A 16,218-nucleotide genomic window follows, 5' to 3' on the forward strand; every position below is an offset into this window, starting at 1 on the left:
ATCAGCCGCGGAGACCGTGGCGAGGGAAGCGGGTGGACGATGACGACCGAGGACGACAGCCGCCCAGCCCGGCGCCGGGTCACGCTCACCGGGATCAGCTCCCGGGCATGGGAGCACCCGGCCGACCGTGGCGCACTGACCGCCCTGCGCGAGCTGCGCGGGTTCGACGACGTGGTGAAGGCGTTCTTCGGCATGTGGAACGAGCGGGCCTTCCGGCTCGCCTTCCTGGCCAACGCCATCCGCGTCGACCACCGGCAGTACCCGGCGGTCTACCAGCGCTTCACCGAGGCGGCGACCACGCTCGACGTGGCCGAGCTGCCTCAGCTCTACGTGTCGCAGGACCCGATGATCAACGGCCAGGCGATCGGCATCGACAAGCCGTTCATCGTGATCACCACGGGCGCGGTCGACAAGCTCGACGAGGACGAGCTGCGGGCGCTGCTGGGCCACGAGATCGGCCACGTACGCAGCGGTCACGCCGTCTACAAGACGATCATGATGATCCTGACCAAGTGGGCCGCCAACCTCTCGTGGCTCCCGATCGGGGCGATCGCGCTGCGGGCCATCATCGCGGCCATGTTCGAGTGGTGGCGCAAGGCCGAGCTCTCCGCCGACCGCGCCGGCCTGCTCGCCGGGCAAGACCCGTCCGCCTCGATCCGGCTGCTGATGAAGCTGGCCGGCGGCGGCGACCTGACCCAGATCGACACGGCGGCGTTCCTCGAGCAGGCGGCCGAGTACGAGAGCGGCGGCGACCTGCGCGACAGCTTCCTCAAGCTCGGCATGACCCTGTACTCCAGCCACCCGGTCCCGGTCGCCCGGGCCGCGGCGCTGCGCAAGTGGGTCGACTCGGGGGAGTACGCCGCGATCCTCGCCGGCGAGTACCCGCGCCGGGACGGCGACGGCAACGCCTCGGTCACCGACGACGTCAAGGCGGCGGCCAGCTCGTACCGGGAGACCTTCAAGGAGTCGCAGGACCCGCTGGTCGGGCTGCTGCGCAAGTTCGGCGACGGCGCGGCCGACCTGGCCGGCTCGGCCGCCCGCAGCGCCCGCACCTGGGGCCAGCCGCGGAGCGACCGGCCGGAGGGGGAGACCCCGCCCGCATAGGGCTGCGCCCGAAATTGGAAAGGTTCTAGAGTCGGGGCATGAGCCTCTCTGACGATCAACTGCGCGCCGCGGTCGGGCGCGAGATGCCCGGGGTGCGCGCCGACCTGGAGCGGCTGGTCCGCATCCCCAGCGTCGCGTTCCCCGGCTTCGATCACTCGCACGTGCAGCGCTCGGCCGAAGCGGTGGCCGAGCTGCTGCGCGGCTGCGGCCTCGACACGAAGATCGTCCGTGCGGGCGGCGGCCATCCGGCCGTGATCGGTCGCAAGCCGGCGCCGCCCGGCGCGCCGACCGTTCTGCTGTACGCCCACCACGACGTCCAGCCGGCCGGCGACCCCGAGCTGTGGACCGGGGAGCCGTTCGAGCCCGAGGAACGTGACGGCCGGCTCTACGGCCGGGGCGCCGCCGACGACAAGGCCGGCGTGATGGCCCACGTCGCGGCGTTGCGGGCGTTCGGCGACGACCTGCCGGTGGGCGTGACGGTCTTCGCCGAGGGCGAGGAGGAGTACGGCTCCGAGTCGCTCGACGCGATCCTCCGCGAATATCAGGACGAGCTGCGCTCCGACGTGATGGTGATCGCCGACTCCGGCAACTGGGACATCGGCGTACCCGGCCTGACCACCTCGCTCCGCGGCATGGTCAGCCTTTTCGCCGAGGTGAAGGTGCTGCGCAGCGCGGTGCACAGCGGCATGTTCGGCGGCCCCGTGCCGGACGCCCTGACCGTGCTGGCCCGGCTGATCGCCACCCTGCACGACGAGACCGGCGAGGTGGCGGTCGACGGGCTGGTCGGCCGCGAGGGCGCCACCATCGACTACCCCACCGACCGGTTCCGGAGCGAGGCCGGGATGCTCGACGGCGTCCAGCTCACCGGCACCGGCACGATCACCGACCGGATCTGGACCAAGCCGGCCATCGCGGTGCTCGGCATCGACGCGCCCGGCTCGGTCGAGGCGGCCAACGCGCTCCAGCCCTCGGCCCGAGCCAAGATCAGCGCGCGCCTGGCGCCCGGCGACGACCCGGTCAGCGCCTTCGCCGCCATCAAGTCCCACCTCGAGAAGCACGTCTCGTGGGGCGCCCACATCGAGGTGACCCTCGACGTCGACGGCGAGCCCTGCGTGATCGACGCGACCGGCCCGGCCTACGACGCGGCCCGCGCCGCCTTCCGCGACGCCTGGGACGGCACCGAGCCGGTGGACATGGGCGTCGGCGGCTCGATCCCGTTCATCGCCACCTTTCGCGACCTCTTCCCGGACGCGTCGATCCTGGTGACCGGCGTCGAGGACCCGCATGCGGCGGCCCACGCGCCGGACGAGAGCCTGCACCTCGGCGAGTTCCAGCGCGTCTGCCTGGCCGAGGCCTTGCTGCTCCGCAACCTGGGCCGCCAGTAGCCGGCGGCGTCCTTCGTCGCACCACCTGCTCTCCGCTACCTTGGCCGCTCTGGTCGCATCACCCATCCGGCCTTTCCATGCCCGGATGGGTGATCTGGGCTTGCTTGGGTGATCATCGCGGCACTAGTATTCGAACATGCGTTCGAATGAGTCGATCCTCCGTCTCCGTGCCGCGGTGAGTGCCCTCGTCGATGTCGACATCTCCGCCTGGGACGACACGTCCCTCAACGACCACCTGGCCGAACTCTCCTCGGCCCTCTGCGAGGTCGACGCCGAGCTGAGCCGGGTCGCCGACGCGATCCGAGCGCGTGGGTTCCGGGTGGTCGAGCCGATAGCGGCATGAGCGCCGGCCCGTGAACAGGTGCCGCCGCCTGCTCCGCTCCGGCCGCCACTTCTTCGTTCCCGACCGGTTTTCTGACCCCGATTGAGACCGCCCGGCCGTTGTCCCCGGCCGGGTTTGGCGGGGCCGCGTGTCCCCGCGGCTTCCGCCTCATGGGTGGCCGGCCCGTCCACCTGCCCACGAGCGGACCGGCCACCCACCCCGAACGCCCGCGAGCCGTTGTCCTTTCCGGCTCCGGGCCCGACCCGGATCGTCCGGGCCTTCGATCCGGGCCGAACGCGGTCCGGTCCCGGCCACTCAACGGGGGAGTGCGCCGGGACCGGCCCGCGCCCCAGTGGTCTTCGAGCCGAGGGCGGCTTTATGGGCCTCGTTCGCCGCCATAGTGTGCGAGAATCGCACACTATGGCAGACATCGACGCGCGGACCTTAGGGGAGCGCATCCGAGATGCCCGTAAGCGAGTGGATCTGAGCCAGGACGACCTCGGGAAAGCCGTGGGCCTCGAGCGCACTGTCGTCAACAAGATCGAGTCGGGTGGTCGCAAGGTCACCGCACTCGAACTGTCCGACATCGCTGCCGCGATCGGCGTACGTATGTCCACCTTCTTCGAAGAGCCCGTCCCGGCGCTTGTCGCGCATCGATCCAGCCAGGGCCTTGATACCACGGACTCTAAGATTGACGCCCTCTTGGCCGAGTTCGCCGGCGAGGTCGAGTTCGTCGCCTCACTCGGTGTCGACGAACTGGGACTCGATGCCGCTGCCGCAGTCGCGCAGGCAGGCATAACACGACCGACGACCACCACAGAGGCTGAGGCGCTTGCTGGGAGAGCGCGTGAATTGATGGACCTTACGCCCGAGGAGCCGATTCGCCGGCTCTCGGAAAGCGTTGCCGGAGTGGGGCTGCTGGCTTTCTCCCGCGATCTTGGCAAGGACACCGCCGATGCCGGCACGATCCTGTTGCGTCGTGGCGGTGTGAGCCTGGTGAACAGCCACATGAAAGTCGGCCGTAGGCGGCTCGCATTGGGGCACGAGCTCGGCCACTACCTGATCGCGGACGACTACACCGTCGACTGGCGAGTGGCTGATCACTCTGATCAGGTCGTCCCCATGGAGTCGCGCCTCGATCGTTTCGCGCGCGCCTTGCTCTTGCCGCGGACGGCCGTCGAACGGAAGTGGAGCGAGAAGGTTTCCGACTCAGGGGTGCGCGGTGCAGCTATTCGGATGGCCAGCGAATTCCGGGTTGACATGGCCACGCTTGCGACTCGGCTGAAGGAGTTGGGGCTGGCCGACGGCGGCACAGCCAACTCAGTGCGTGAATACCGCACCACGAAAGCCGACATCGTTGAAATGAATCTGAACGTCCCCCTCGAGAGCTTGGGAGGAACGACGGTTCCCCGGCCGTTCACTCTGGCCGTACTCCGGCTGGTGCGGGACGAGCGGATCAGCCGGGAGCGTGCACTGGACCTGCTCCAGGGAACCTTCGACGAGGTGGACCTGCCGGAGATCCGCGACCGGCGACCCGATGAGATCTGGAAGTTCGTTTCGTGACGGTGCCCGAACAGGCTTTGGTGTTCGACACGGGTCCCATGCGACATTTCGCGATTCAGGGTTGGCTCGGAGTCTTGCGCTTTCTCGCCGGAGAGCGTCCGGTGTATATACCGGACAGCGTCGAACGCGAGCTCGACCAGGCTATCGAACATGTTTCCGCGGCCCGCGCCGTGCTCGATGCTGGCTGGATCCAGGTCTACCGGTCGACGAGTAGTGACTTCCTCAAGGCGTTTGCCCGCTACGCCGATCGGCTCGTGGCCGACGGAAAGAATGTGGGCGAATGCGGGGTGCTGGCCATGGGGCAGATCTTCAAGTGTGAGGTGGTGATCGATGACGCGACACCACGCAGCGTCGCAGAAGAAGATGGTATTCAGGTCACGGCCACCGTTCCCTTGCTCTGCGATGCGATCCGTGCGAGGAAACTAACAACCGTGATGGTTGAAGCGCTGGCTGACGACCTCCTGGAGAGTGAGTACTTCCTGCCCTTTGGCCGCGGTGGTTTTCGGCAACACGTGATGGAGAACGGCCTTCTGGACTACGACGAGCTCTGAACCACGTTCCTTTCGACCTGCGCCGTCGGCCCGAAGCCTGCGGCTGAGAGCGTCTCGGCGGTCGTCCATGTCGCGAAAATGTCGTAGGGAGCTGCCAGGATGACCTGGTGCTTTTCGTGGATGTGGCGGCTACGTCGGCGGCGGTGAGTGCGACCTCGGGGCGTAAGGCCAAGGTTGAGTTGCTTGCCGAGGCGCTTCGGCGGATGGGGCCGGACGAGCTGGCGGCCGGGTCGGCCTACCTGGCCGGGGAGTTGCGCCAGCGGCAGACCGGCGTGGGTTATGCGAGTTTGCGTGACCGGCCGCCGCCCGCTGAGGCGGCCACGCTCACCGTGGCCGCGGTTGATGCGGCGATCGCTGAGATCTCGGTGGTCGGCGGGGCCGGGTCGCAGGCTCGGCGGCGGGAGTTGCTGGGGGCGCTGTTCGGTGCGGCCACGGCCGATGAGCAGCGGCTGCTGGTCGGGTTGTTCGGTGGGGAGTTGCGGCAGGGCGCGCAGGCCGGGTTGCTGGCCGATGCGATCGCCAAGGCCGCGGCGGTGCCGCTCACGGCCGTACGCCGCGCATTGCTTCTGTCGGGAGACCTCAAGCAGGTCGCGGTGGCGGCGCTCGGTGGGGGTGCGGCGGCGTTGGGCGAGTTCAGCTTGCGGGTGGGTACGCCGCTGACGCCGATGTTGGCCCAGAGTGCGCCCGATGTGGCCGCCGCGCTGATCGCGACCGGGGTGCCGGCGACCGTCGACGTGAAGCTGGACGGGATCCGGATCCAGGTGCATCGCTCGGGTGATGAGGTGGCCGTCTTCACGCGGAGCCTCGACAACATCACCTCGCGGCTGCCCGATGTGGTGGCGGCGGTGCGGGCGTTGCCGGCGCGCGAGATCGTGCTCGACGGTGAGGCGATGGCGCTGGATGCGAGTGGGCGGCCGCGGCCGTTCCAGGAGACGTCGAGTCAGGCCGCCACCCGGGGCGCGAAGGGTGAGAGGCCGGCCGGGGCGGTGCTGACGCCGTGGTTCTTCGACCTGCTGCATGTCGACGGCGCCGATCTGCTCGACGAGCCGGGGCGGGTGCGCTGGGCGGCGCTCGCCGACGCGGTTCCTCGGGAGTTGATCGTGGGCCGCCGGGTGGTCGAGACCGAGGAGCAGGCGGCCGAGGCGTTCGCGGCGGCGCTGGCGGCCGGTCAGGAGGGTGTGGTCGTCAAGGCGCAGGAGGCGCCGTACGACGTGGGGCGGCGCGGGTCGGCCTGGGTCAAGGTGAAGCCGCGGCACACGCTCGACCTGGTGGTGCTGGCCGTCGAGTGGGGACACGGGCGGCGCAAGGGGTGGCTGTCCAACCTGCATCTGGGCGCGCGCGACCCGCGTACCGGCGGATTCGTGATGCTGGGCAAGACCTTCAAGGGGCTGACCGACGAGTTGCTGCGCTGGCAGACGCAGCGCTTCCAGGAGCTGGCGACCGGTGACAACGGCTGGGTCGTCACGGTGCGGCCCGAGCAGGTGGTGGAGATCGCCTTTGACGGGGTGCAGACGTCGCCGCGCTATCCGGGTGGGGTGGCTTTGCGGTTCGCGCGGGTGCTGCGCTATCGCGACGACAAGAAGGCGGAGGCGGCCGACACGATCGACATGGTCAAGGCTATCGGCATGCCACCGGCCTGATCGCTCGGCGGGCCGGTTCGGCGGTCCGGGCGGTCCCGGGTTGGATCAGATGGCGGCCCGGGTGGTCGCGGGTGGATCAGATGGCGGCCAGGGAGCGGACGTAGTTGACCTGGTGGTGGATGGCGGCCACCTGGGACTGGTCGGTGACCGGGATGCGGGCCACGTACTGGCGGGTGCCGTTGGTGACGGTCACCTGGACCGTGCCGCGGGCGATCGTCTCCTTGACCAGCAGGAAGAGCAGGCTGAAGACGGTCAGCACGCAGAAACCGGCGACCGCGCAGATGATCGCCCACTGGGGGATGCGCTGTTCGTGGTGCCAGTAGTCGTGGACCTGCCAGTTCGAGCCGGCCAGGGGGATGTCTCCGGCCGGAGTGTGGATCACGGTCGAGGTGACGCGCATCTCTCCGACGTGGACGATGACCGGGCCGGGCGGGAGCAGGTCGGCCGGGGTTTGATAGGGCTGCACCGGCTGTTGCGGATAGGCGCCGGCGGCCGACTGGCCGGTGATCGGCGCGGTGGGCGCAGCGGGATACCCCGACGTGGACGCACTGGGGTAACCGGAAGCCGGCGCGGCGGGATAGCCCGATGTGGGATAACCCGATGTCGGCGCGGCGGGATAACCCGAAGAGGGCGCACCGGGCTGACCGGACACCGGCGGAGCGAGTGGATCCGGCTGGCTGGAGACCGGATGCTGCGGCGCCGGGGCGTTCGGCGGCGGCGGCGGTGGTGTCTGCTCGCCCCAGGGATCGCTCGGTGCGGAGGTCACTCCTGAAGACTACCCAGCGCACACCAGCCAACGCAGTCCCCACTCAGGAAGGACGCGGCAGGTGAGAACGTCACTCGGGCCGACGCGCCGCGGGCACCACGGCCGCCGCCGAGCCATCGGAAGCGGCCCGATCGGAGGCGGCCCGGTCGGCCTCGGAGACCCGGTCGCGCGCGGCGCCAGGCGTGTCGCCGTGTGCCTCCTTGCGGGCCTGCCAGGCGAAGGCCAGCAACGCCATCAAGGCGAACAACCACCACTGGACCGTGTAGCCGCCGTTCTGCCACGCGTCCTCGTGGTCGATCGGGATCGCGGTGAAACCGGGCTCGGGTGACGACGCGAGGAGGTAGGCGCCGTACAGCGGGTACGGCATCTCGGCCGCCAGGCGGGGCAGGGACACGCGGCGGGTGTCGAGCCGGCCGTCGCGGTGGCCGATCGGGGCCGGCTTGCTCTCCGAGCGGTGCACCTGGCCGACCACCGTGACCATGCCGGCGGGGGCCGGGGGCGCCACGGGCGCGGCGACCGCCCCGCCCGACGCGGGCGGCACCCAGCCGCGGTCGATCAGCACGGCGGTGCCGTCGGCGAGGACCAGGGGGGTGAGGATCTCGAAGCCGACACTGCCGTCGACCGTACGGCCGCGGGCTTGAACCTCGTGGGCGGGATCGTAACGCCCGGTGACCGTGACCTTGGTCCAGGCGAGCGCCTCGCCGGGGTTGGGGCCGGTCTTGCCGGGGGCACCCGGACGGGTGAGAAGCGATGTGAGCGGAACCGGTGAGCCGGTCGCCGCCGCGTCGATGCGGTCGTTGATCGCGCTGCGTTCGTGGTACCGGTGCAGCTGCCAGTTGCCGAGGAACACCATGACCACCGACGCGGTCACGGCGAGCGCCGCGGCGGCCAGCCAGCGCGGCGTCAGCAGGAACCGATACACCCTTGCGAGGCTACCGGGCACCCCAAGATCGCAGCGCGGGGGAGCGGTCCGGGTAGGGTGCGAGATCCGCACCGGAGACCGGAAGGGGGAACTGGCAGTGACCGCTCAGCCGCGACTCGTCGTGAGCGCGCCCGCCTCGGGGCATGGCAAGACCGCGATCGCCGTCGGCCTCCTCGCCGCGTACGCCGCCCGCGGGGTGCCCGCCGCCGGGTTCAAGGTCGGTCCGGATCACACCGATGCCGCGTACCTGGGCATGGCCGCCGGACGCCCGGGCCGCAACCTCGACCCCCGCCTGGTCGGCGCCTCCCACATCGCGCCGCTGTTCGCGCATGGCGCGGCCGGCTCGCGGATCTCGGTGATCGAGGGCGCGATGGGCCTGTTCGACAGCTTGACGGGGCAGCCCGAGATCGACGGCACGGCCGCGGTGGCCGCCGCCCTGCGCGCCCCGGTCGTGCTGGTCATCGACGTGGCGGCGATGGGTCACTCGGTGGCGGCGCTGGTGCACGGCTTCCGGATGTTCGACGAGATGGTGCATCTGGGCGGGGTGATCCTCAACCGGGTCGCGTCGTCCCGCCACGAGCAGCTGCTGGGCAGCGCCCTGGATGATCTCGGCATGCCGGTGCTGGGCGCGCTCCGGCGCGGCGACCTGCCCAACGTTCTGCCTGGCCGGGCCCAGGGTGTGGTGCCGGCCATGCATCGGACGGCCGACGCCTCGCGGGCCATCCAGCTGCTCGGTGAGGCGGTCGGCCGCGGCGTCGACCTCGACCGCATGCTGGCGCTGGCGTCGACCGCGCCCGCGCTGCCCGGTCCGGTGTGGTCGCCGGCCGAGGCGGTCGTGGCGCCCACGCCGGGCGGTCCGCGTCCGGTGATCGCGCTGGCCGGTGGCCCGGGCGCGACGTTCTCCTACGCCGAGACCGCGGAGTTGCTGGTCGCGGCGGGTGCGGAGGTCGCGGTGGTCGATCCGTTGCGCGATGAGAAACTTCCGGCGGGGGTACGCGGACTCGTTGTCGGCGCCGGCCTTCCTGAGTCGTACGCCGGTGAGCTGTCGGCCAACCGCCGCCTCGCCGCCGAGGTCGCCCAGCGCGCCGCCGACGGCATGCCCGTGATGGCCGAGGGCGCCGGCCTGACCTGGCTGGTCCGCGACCTGGACGGCCTGCCGATGTGCGGCGTGCTCGACGCCGGCGCCCGCACCGGCGACCAGGTGGTGGCCGGCTACCGCGAGGCGACCGCGCCCGCCACCTCGCCGCTGGCCCCGGCCGGCGCCCGGATCACCGGTTACAAGCAGGTCCGGGCGATCGTCACGCCGCGCGCCGGCGAGCAGCCGGCCTGGATCTGGTCGGGCACGCCGGAGGGGTTCGTCTGGCGCCAGGTGCATGCGTCCCAGCTGGGCATCCACTGGGCCGGCGCGCCCGAGATCGCCCGCCGCATCGTGCTGGCCGCGGCCCCGCGTCCCGAGATCACGAGCCAGCCGATCGAGCGGAAACCGGGACCGAGGGAGGAGAAGACGGCGGAGCTGACCGTCCGGCCGGCCATCGAGGCCGAGGCCGACACAGCGGATGTCGTGACACGTCCGTAACCTGAACAGAAGCCCTCCACACGTAAGAGAAGGAGGCGGACGCGTGGCCGACCAAGTTCCCCTGGACTTCGACCCCCCGGTGCGACGGCTCCGGGCCCTGCTGCTCGGCGTCGCCGACGAGGACCTGACCGCACCGACCCCCTGCCCCGACTGGACGGTCGGCGACCTGCTGCACCACATCATGGGACTGTCGTACGCGTTCACCGCCGCCGCGCGGAAGGCGACCGACGTGCCCGGCACCGACGGCCCGCCACCGGCGCCTTCCGCCGCCGACCTGCCACCACACTGGCGCAGCCGGATGCCGGTCCTGCTCGAGGAACTGGCCACGGCCTGGAAGGATCCGGCCGCCTGGACCGGCACCGCGATGGCCGGCGGCGTCACCCTGCCGGGGGCCGAGATGGGCCTGGTCGCGATGGACGAGGTCGTCACGCACAGCTGGGACCTGGCCCAGGCGACCGGTCAGGAGATGGCCGCCGACCCGCGGATCCTCGAGGCGTTGCTGGAGTTCCTGTCGCGCGGTCCGGACGAGGGCGTGCCCGGCATGTTCGGCCCGGCCGTCACGACGGACGACGAGGCCTCGCTGCTCGACCAGGTGGTGGCCCGGGCCGGCCGCGACCCGCTCTGGCAGCAGACCGGCCGTCGCCGCCGCCCGGGCTTCACCGCGCAGCGGCAGGGCGACGACTCCCCGACGAGAACGGCGGCGAGCTAGCGACCCCGGTTCCGGCGGTTCGAGCCGTTCGACCCGTCGGAGTCGTCGGAATCGCGGGAGCCGTTGCGGCGATCGTTGCCGGCGCCCGAGCGGCCGCTGCCCACCAGCTTCCCGGAGGGCGCGGCGAACTTCGCCTTCGGCTGGCCCTTGAGCGCTTCCTTGAGCGTCTCGGCCACGGTGAACTTCGAGATCGTGCCGCGGCCGCTGCCGACCACGTTGTCGGGGTTGTCCGGGTCGGCGACGAACCCGGCCGCCGCCAGCTGAGGCGTGAACCCGCAGAACCAGGCCGTCTTGTTGCTGTCGGTGGTGCCGCTCTTGCCGGCCACCGGCCGCTGCATGGTCGCGTGCACCATCGGCGAGGTCTCCCAGCCGCCGCACTCGCCCTTGGCCGCGCCGTAGCCGGTGACGCACCGGGCGGCGTCGGTCGCGGCCAGCGCCACCTCGCGCTTGACGGCCTGGTGGCAGCGCGGCTTGGCGACCTCGACACCCTTGTATCTGGCCTGTTTGCCGTCCATCCCGGCGATCGAGCGGACCGGCAGCGGCTCGCAGTACTTGCCCTGCGCGGCGAGCGTGGCGAAGACGTTGGCCATCTCGACCGGGGTGGCGTCGCTGACCCCGAGGGTGAAGGCGCCCCAGCCGTCGGCGCGGTCGGGCGTGGCCATCGTCCGGTCGATGTCCGTACGCCACTTGAGCCCGAGCCGCTCGGCCATCCGCACCGCCTTCTCCGAGCCGACCTTCTGCTCGAGCCAGACGAAGTACGTGTTCACCGACTTGCCGAAGCCGCTCCACATGGTCTGCCGGCCGCTCATCGACTTGCTGGAGTTCTTCGGGCACCAGTGCTTGCCGCAGGCCGACGGGCCGGGCGAGGTGAAGTACTTGGACCGGAACTGCGGGGGCGCGTTGAACGACGTGGACAGGGGCAGGCCCTTCTCCAGGGCGGCGAGCATGGTGAAGATCTTGAACGTCGACCCGGCCTGGTAGCCGGCCATGTCGCCGCCGCCGAGCAGCGGGTTGACCGTGTTCGGGTAGTTGCCCTTCAGGCCGTCCTTGCGTTTGGCCCGGTCGGTGTGCCGGCCGTTGCCGCTCTGGTCCAGCGAGTACGTGCGGTTCACGGCCATCGCCTTGATCTGCCCGGTGCCGGGCTGGATCAGGACCTCGCCGTGCGCGTACTTGCTCTTGCGTTCCTCCTTGTCGAGCACGTTCTTCATGGCGGACTTCTGGATCCGCGCGTCCAGGGTCGTGACCACCTTGTAGCCGCCGCGGCGCAGCGACTCCTCGCGCTCGGCCGGGTCGACGCCGAAGGCCGGCTGCTCCAGCCACCAGCTGCGGAAGTAGTCGCAGAAGAAGCCCCAGTCGTTGTGCTTGGCCGAGACCGACACGCAGTCGTTGGGCGGCGAGCTGAGCTTCAGGACGATCTTGGCCTTCTTCGCGGCGGTGGCCTGGTCGGTGGTGATCACGCCCATCTTGAGCATCTGGTCGATCACGTAGTTGCGCCGTTCGGTGGCCGCACGCTGGTCGTGGACCGCCGGGTCGTACGCCGAGGGCGCCTTGACCAGGCCGGCCAGCAGCGCCGCCTCGGTGAGCGTGAGCTTGCCCGGCGACTTGGAGAAGAACACCTGAGAGGCGGCATAGACCCCGTACGCGCGGTGCCCGAAGTAGGCCGAGTTGAGGTAGCGCTCGAGGATCTCCTGCTTGCTGTGGCGCTTCTCCACCTCGATGGCCAGCCGCATCTCGCGCAGCTTGCGGGCGGTGGTCTGCTCGGTGGCCTCGAGCGCTTCCTTCGGGGTCTTCGCGCCGTCCCGCAGGGCCATCCGCACGTACTGCATGGTCAGCGTGGACGCGCCCTGGGAGACGCCACCGGCCTGCTGGTTGGCGACGAACGCGCGGGCCACGCCCTTGGGGTCGACCCCGTGGTGCTCGTAGAAGCGGGTGTCCTCGGAAGCCACGATCGCCTGGGTGATGTACGGCGACATGTCGGCCAGCTCGGTCGGCTTGCGGTGCTCCTCGTAGAAGGTGGTCAGCAGGGTCTTGCCGTCGTTGGCGTACACGTAGGTGGTCTGCGCCGACGGGACGACCGACAGCTCCTCGGGCAGGCTCTGCAGCGCGTCCGAACCGGCCTTGATCCCGAAGCCGGCCATCGCGGCCAGGGGGTAGGCGAGACCTGCGACGACGACCCCGGCGATGAGTCCCGCGCGGATGAGGGGGGCGATCCGGCCGGCTGCGGAGAGGGGTCGATTCGTCACTCTTCGACGGTATGGCAATAAGCCTCACATACGCATCAAACGGCTGAAGTGAGAGCGACATCCCGGTTCCGTCATGCTGATCCCATGACGTACGACCTGGGCCATCACGGTGACAGCGAGGTCGGCGCCGGCCTGATCGACCTGGCCGTGAATGTCCGCCGGGCGCCGATGCCACGGTGGCTCGCCGATCCCGTCGCGGCCTCGCTGACCGGGCTGGCGGCGTACCCGGACCAGGGCGAAGCGATCGAGGCGGTCGCGGCCCGGCACCGCCGTGACCGGGGCGAGGTCCTGCTCACCGCGGGCGCGGCCCAGGCCTTCGTGGTCATCGCGCAGGCGTTGCGCGGCGCACGCCGGCCGGTCGTGGTGCATCCCCAGTTCACTGAGCCCGAGGCGGCGCTGCGAGCCGCCGGGCACGAGGTCGAGCGGGTGCTGCTGACCGAGGCCGGCGGCTTCCGGCTGGACGCGCGGCGGGTGCCCGAGGACAGCGACCTGGTGATCGTCGGCAACCCGACCAACCCGACCTCGGTGCTGCACCCGGCGGCCGAGATCGCGAAGCTGGCCCGGCCCGGCCGGGTGCTGGTGGTGGACGAGGCGTTCGCCGACACGACCTTCCGGCCGGGCGTCGCGGGGGAGCCGGAGTCGCTGGCCGAGCGCCGCGACCTGCCCGGCCTGGTCGTGCTGCGCAGCCTGACCAAGACCTGGGCGCTGGCCGGCCTGCGCATCGGCTACGCGCTCGCGCCCCCAGAGTTGATCAGGAGGTTGCGGTCGCACCTCCCGCTCTGGCCGGTGTCGACACCCGCCCTCGCCGCCGCCACCGTCATCGCCAGTGACCGCGCCGTCGCCACCGAGCGTGCGATCGCCGAGGAACTGGCTGCGGAGCGTGCGCACCTGGTCGAGGCGCTGAGCAATGTGCCGGGTATCACGATCGCCGGCGAACCGGCCGCCGCATTCGTCGCGATCAGGCTCGCCGGTGCTGACAAGATCCGTCTTGAGCTGCGCGAACGCGGCTGGGCGGTGCGCCGCGGCGACACCTTCCCGGGCCTGGGTCCCGATTGGCTCCGAATGGCGGTGCGCGACACTTCCACCACGGACGCGTTCATCGAGGCGCTGAACGACGCGATCAAGACGGGCGCGGCGAGGTGAGCCGCAGTGAGGAAAGCCGCGGTGAGGCAGCCGCAGAAGAGGGAGCCGCAGTGAGCCTGGAGAGCACCGTCGCCGCCATCCGCCCGGCGGACGAGGCGGCCATGGCCGCGGCCCGGGACCGCCAGGCCCGGCTGACCAAGCCGGCCGGGTCGCTGGGCCTGCTGGAAGACCTGTCGGTCCGCCTGGCCGGCCTGGCCGGCGAGTGCCCGCCGCCGCTGCCCGAGCCGGCCACGGTGGCCATCTTCGCGGGCGACCATGGCGTACACGCGCGGGGTGTCTCGCCCTGGCCGCAGGAGGTCACCGCCCAGATGGTGGCCAACTTCGTGGCCGGCGGCGCCGTGGTCAACGCCTTCGCCCGGCAGAACGGCGCCGACGTGCTGGTCGTCGACGTCGGCGTGGCCATCCAGCTGCACGGCGGCCGCAACCTGCTCGACGTGAACATCCGGCGCGGCACCCGCGATCTGACCGCCGAGCCCGCGATGACCGCCGCCGAGACCCGGCAGGCCGTCGAGACCGGCATCTCGGTCGCCCACGCGCTGACCGACGGCGGCGCCCGCTGCCTGCTCACCGGCGACATGGGCATCGGCAACACCACCCCGGCGGCCGCGCTGATCGCCGCGTTCACCGGCCGCCCGGCCGCCGACGTGACCGGTCGCGGCACCGGGATCGACGACGAGACATACGCCCGGAAGGTCGGTGTGATCGCCGCCGCCCTGACCCGGCACGGCCCCGACCCGGCCGACCCGCTCGGCGTGCTGGCCGCGGTCGGTGGCCTGGAACACGCCGCGCTGACCGGGTTCCTGCTCGGCGCGGCCGAGCGCCGGGTCCCGGTGATCGTCGACGGCGTGATCGCCGCGTCGGCCGCCCTGGCCGCCGCCGCCCTCGCCCCGGACGCCGTCGCCGCGATGGTCGCCGGCCACCTGTCCGTCGAGCCCGGCGCCGCCGTCGCGCTCCGCCACCTCGGTCTGACCCCGCTGCTCGACCTGGGAATGCGCCTCGGTGAGGGCACCGGCGCCCTGCTCGCGCTGCCGATCGTGGCGAGCGCGGTGCGGGTCCTGCACGACGTCGCCACCTTCGACTCGGCCGGGGTTTCGGAGAAGTGAACAACCTGTACCCCATGGCCCTGCGCCTCGACGGCCGTCGTGTGCTCGTCGTCGGCGGCGGCGCGGTGGCCACCCGCCGGATGCCCGCCCTGCTCGCGGCCGGCGCCGTCGTCGAGGTGGTCTCGCCCGAGCTGACCCCGGCGCTGCGTGCGCTGGCCGACCAGGGCCGCCTGAGCTGGAACGAACGTACTTTCGCTCCCGAGGACGTCCGCGGGGCCTGGCTGGTGCAGGTGGCGGTCGACGATCCGGTGGCGGCGGCAGCGGTCAGCGCGGCCGCCGAGGAAGAGCAGATCTTCTGCGTACGCGCGGACGACCGCGACGCGGCGACGGCCTGGACCCCGGCCGTGACCCGGCACGGCGAGATCACCGTGGCGGTGACTGACAGCGGCGACCGGCGCCGCGCGATCGGCGTCCGTGACTCGGTGGCGACCGCGCTGGAGTCGGCGACCGCGACCGAGCCGATGCCGGCCGGCGTGGCCCTGGTCGGCTCCGGCCCCGGCGACCCCGAGCTGATCACCGTGCTGGGCCGGCGCCTGCTGGCCGCGGCCGACGTGGTGGTGGCCGACCGGCTGGTGCCCGGCCCGCTGCTGGCCGACCTGCGCCCGGACGCCGAGTTCGTGGACGCGGCCAAGATCCCGTACGGGCCGTCGGCGGCGCAGGAGGAGATCAACCGGATCCTGGTCGACCGGGCCAAGGCCGGGAAGTTCGTGGTGCGGCTCAAGGGCGGTGACCCGTACGTCTTCGGGCGCGGCGGCGAGGAGGCGATCGCCTGTGCCGAGGCGGGCGTCCCGGTGCGCGTGGTGCCCGGCGTGACCAGCGCGGTGGCGGCGCCCGCGCTGGCCGGCATCCCGGTCACCCAGCGCGGGGTGGCGCACGAGTTCACCGTGGTCTCCGGGCACGTGCCGCCGGACAGCCCGGCGTCGCTGGTGGACTGGGCGGCGCTGGCCCGGATGCGCGGGACGGTGGTCGTACTCATGGGCCTGAAGAACCTGCCCTTGATCGTCGAGGCGCTGATCAAGCACGGCCGGGCGGCGGCGACCCCGGCCGCGGTGGTGCAGGAGGGGTCGACCGAGGCGCAGCGCAGCCTGCGTGGCACCCTCGGATCGATCGCGACCCAGGTGGTCGACGCCGGCATCCGGCCACCGGCGGTCGTGGTGATCGGAGAAGTCGCCGCGATCGTGGCGTGATTCC

14 protein-coding genes are annotated in these 16,218 nt (G+C 71.6%); 11 read left to right on the top strand and 3 right to left on the bottom strand.

Going from position 1 to position 16,218, the window contains the following annotated elements; genetic code table 11:
• Positions 1 to 39: 39 nt before the first annotated feature.
• The 6 genes from AB0O15_RS40925 (at position 40) to AB0O15_RS40950 (ending at position 6,565) form a co-directional block, all read left to right on the top strand.
• The gene (locus tag AB0O15_RS40925; RefSeq protein ID WP_364331062.1) at positions 40 to 1,104 is read left to right on the top strand and encodes a M48 family metallopeptidase; all 1,065 of its coding nucleotides are present in this window, start codon (positions 40 to 42) and stop codon (positions 1,102 to 1,104) included.
• A gap of 38 nt (positions 1,105 to 1,142) precedes the next feature.
• Positions 1,143 to 2,489, top strand: coding sequence for a dipeptidase (locus AB0O15_RS40930; protein ID WP_364331064.1), 1,347 nt, complete (start codon positions 1,143 to 1,145; stop codon positions 2,487 to 2,489).
• Between the two features lie 136 nt (positions 2,490 to 2,625).
• Positions 2,626 to 2,832, top strand: coding sequence for a hypothetical protein (locus AB0O15_RS40935; RefSeq protein ID WP_364331067.1), 207 nt, complete (start codon positions 2,626 to 2,628; stop codon positions 2,830 to 2,832).
• A gap of 399 nt (positions 2,833 to 3,231) precedes the next feature.
• Positions 3,232 to 4,374 (top strand): XRE family transcriptional regulator, encoded by a 1,143-nt coding sequence (locus tag AB0O15_RS40940; RefSeq protein WP_364331070.1) that lies wholly within the window; start codon positions 3,232 to 3,234, stop codon positions 4,372 to 4,374.
• Complete coding sequence (locus AB0O15_RS40945; protein ID WP_364331073.1) at positions 4,371 to 4,925, top strand: hypothetical protein; 555 nt, start codon at positions 4,371 to 4,373, stop codon at positions 4,923 to 4,925. The genes AB0O15_RS40940 and AB0O15_RS40945 overlap by 4 nt, the downstream gene beginning before the upstream one ends.
• Before the next feature lie 107 nt (positions 4,926 to 5,032).
• Positions 5,033 to 6,565, top strand: coding sequence for an ATP-dependent DNA ligase (locus AB0O15_RS40950; RefSeq protein ID WP_364331076.1), 1,533 nt, complete (start codon positions 5,033 to 5,035; stop codon positions 6,563 to 6,565).
• 76 nt (positions 6,566 to 6,641) lie between these two features.
• Here AB0O15_RS40950 and AB0O15_RS40955 read toward each other — a convergent pair whose 3' ends face one another.
• Positions 6,642 to 7,331 carry a hypothetical protein gene (locus tag AB0O15_RS40955; RefSeq protein ID WP_364331079.1) on the bottom strand — a complete coding sequence of 230 codons (690 nt, stop codon included), beginning with the start codon at positions 7,329 to 7,331 and terminating at the stop codon, positions 6,642 to 6,644.
• 70 nt (positions 7,332 to 7,401) lie between these two features.
• Positions 7,402 to 8,253: an SURF1 family protein gene (locus tag AB0O15_RS40960; RefSeq protein ID WP_364331082.1), complete on the bottom strand. Its 852-nt coding sequence runs from the start codon at positions 8,251 to 8,253 to the stop codon at positions 7,402 to 7,404.
• 97 nt (positions 8,254 to 8,350) lie between these two features.
• On the opposite strand from AB0O15_RS40960, the gene AB0O15_RS40965 reads away from it, so the two are divergent.
• Together AB0O15_RS40965 and AB0O15_RS40970 are read left to right on the top strand one after the other, a co-directional pair.
• Positions 8,351 to 9,829, top strand: a complete 1,479-nt coding sequence (locus AB0O15_RS40965) for a cobyrinate a,c-diamide synthase (protein WP_364331085.1) — start codon at positions 8,351 to 8,353, stop codon at positions 9,827 to 9,829.
• Between the two features lie 43 nt (positions 9,830 to 9,872).
• Positions 9,873 to 10,538, top strand: coding sequence for a TIGR03086 family metal-binding protein (locus tag AB0O15_RS40970; protein ID WP_364331087.1), 666 nt, complete (start codon positions 9,873 to 9,875; stop codon positions 10,536 to 10,538).
• On the opposite strand, the gene AB0O15_RS40975 is transcribed toward AB0O15_RS40970, so the two are convergent.
• Entirely contained in the window at positions 10,535 to 12,781 is a 2,247-nt protein-coding gene (locus AB0O15_RS40975) for a transglycosylase domain-containing protein (protein WP_364331090.1), read from the bottom strand. The two genes, AB0O15_RS40970 and AB0O15_RS40975, sit on opposite strands and share 4 nt — an antisense overlap.
• A gap of 48 nt (positions 12,782 to 12,829) precedes the next feature.
• Here AB0O15_RS40975 and cobC point away from each other — a divergent pair, with 48 nt between their 5' ends.
• Genes cobC through cobA form a run of 3 tightly spaced genes read left to right on the top strand, consistent with a single transcriptional unit; the run spans position 12,830 to position 16,214 of the window.
• Positions 12,830 to 13,924 carry an Rv2231c family pyridoxal phosphate-dependent protein CobC gene (cobC, locus tag AB0O15_RS40980; RefSeq protein WP_364331093.1) on the top strand — a complete coding sequence of 365 codons (1,095 nt, stop codon included), beginning with the start codon at positions 12,830 to 12,832 and terminating at the stop codon, positions 13,922 to 13,924.
• Between the two features lie 50 nt (positions 13,925 to 13,974).
• Positions 13,975 to 15,027, top strand: coding sequence for a nicotinate-nucleotide--dimethylbenzimidazole phosphoribosyltransferase (cobT, locus tag AB0O15_RS40985; RefSeq protein WP_364331095.1), 1,053 nt, complete (start codon positions 13,975 to 13,977; stop codon positions 15,025 to 15,027).
• Positions 15,028 to 15,041: 14 nt separating this feature from the next.
• Positions 15,042 to 16,214 (top strand): uroporphyrinogen-III C-methyltransferase, encoded by a 1,173-nt coding sequence (gene cobA / locus AB0O15_RS40990; RefSeq protein ID WP_364331098.1) that lies wholly within the window; start codon positions 15,042 to 15,044, stop codon positions 16,212 to 16,214.
• The last annotated feature ends 4 nt before the right edge of the window (positions 16,215 to 16,218 follow it).

The sequence above is a fragment of the Actinoplanes sp. NPDC089786 genome (assembly GCF_040684855.1).
Lineage (GTDB): Bacteria > Actinomycetota > Actinomycetes > Mycobacteriales > Micromonosporaceae > Actinoplanes.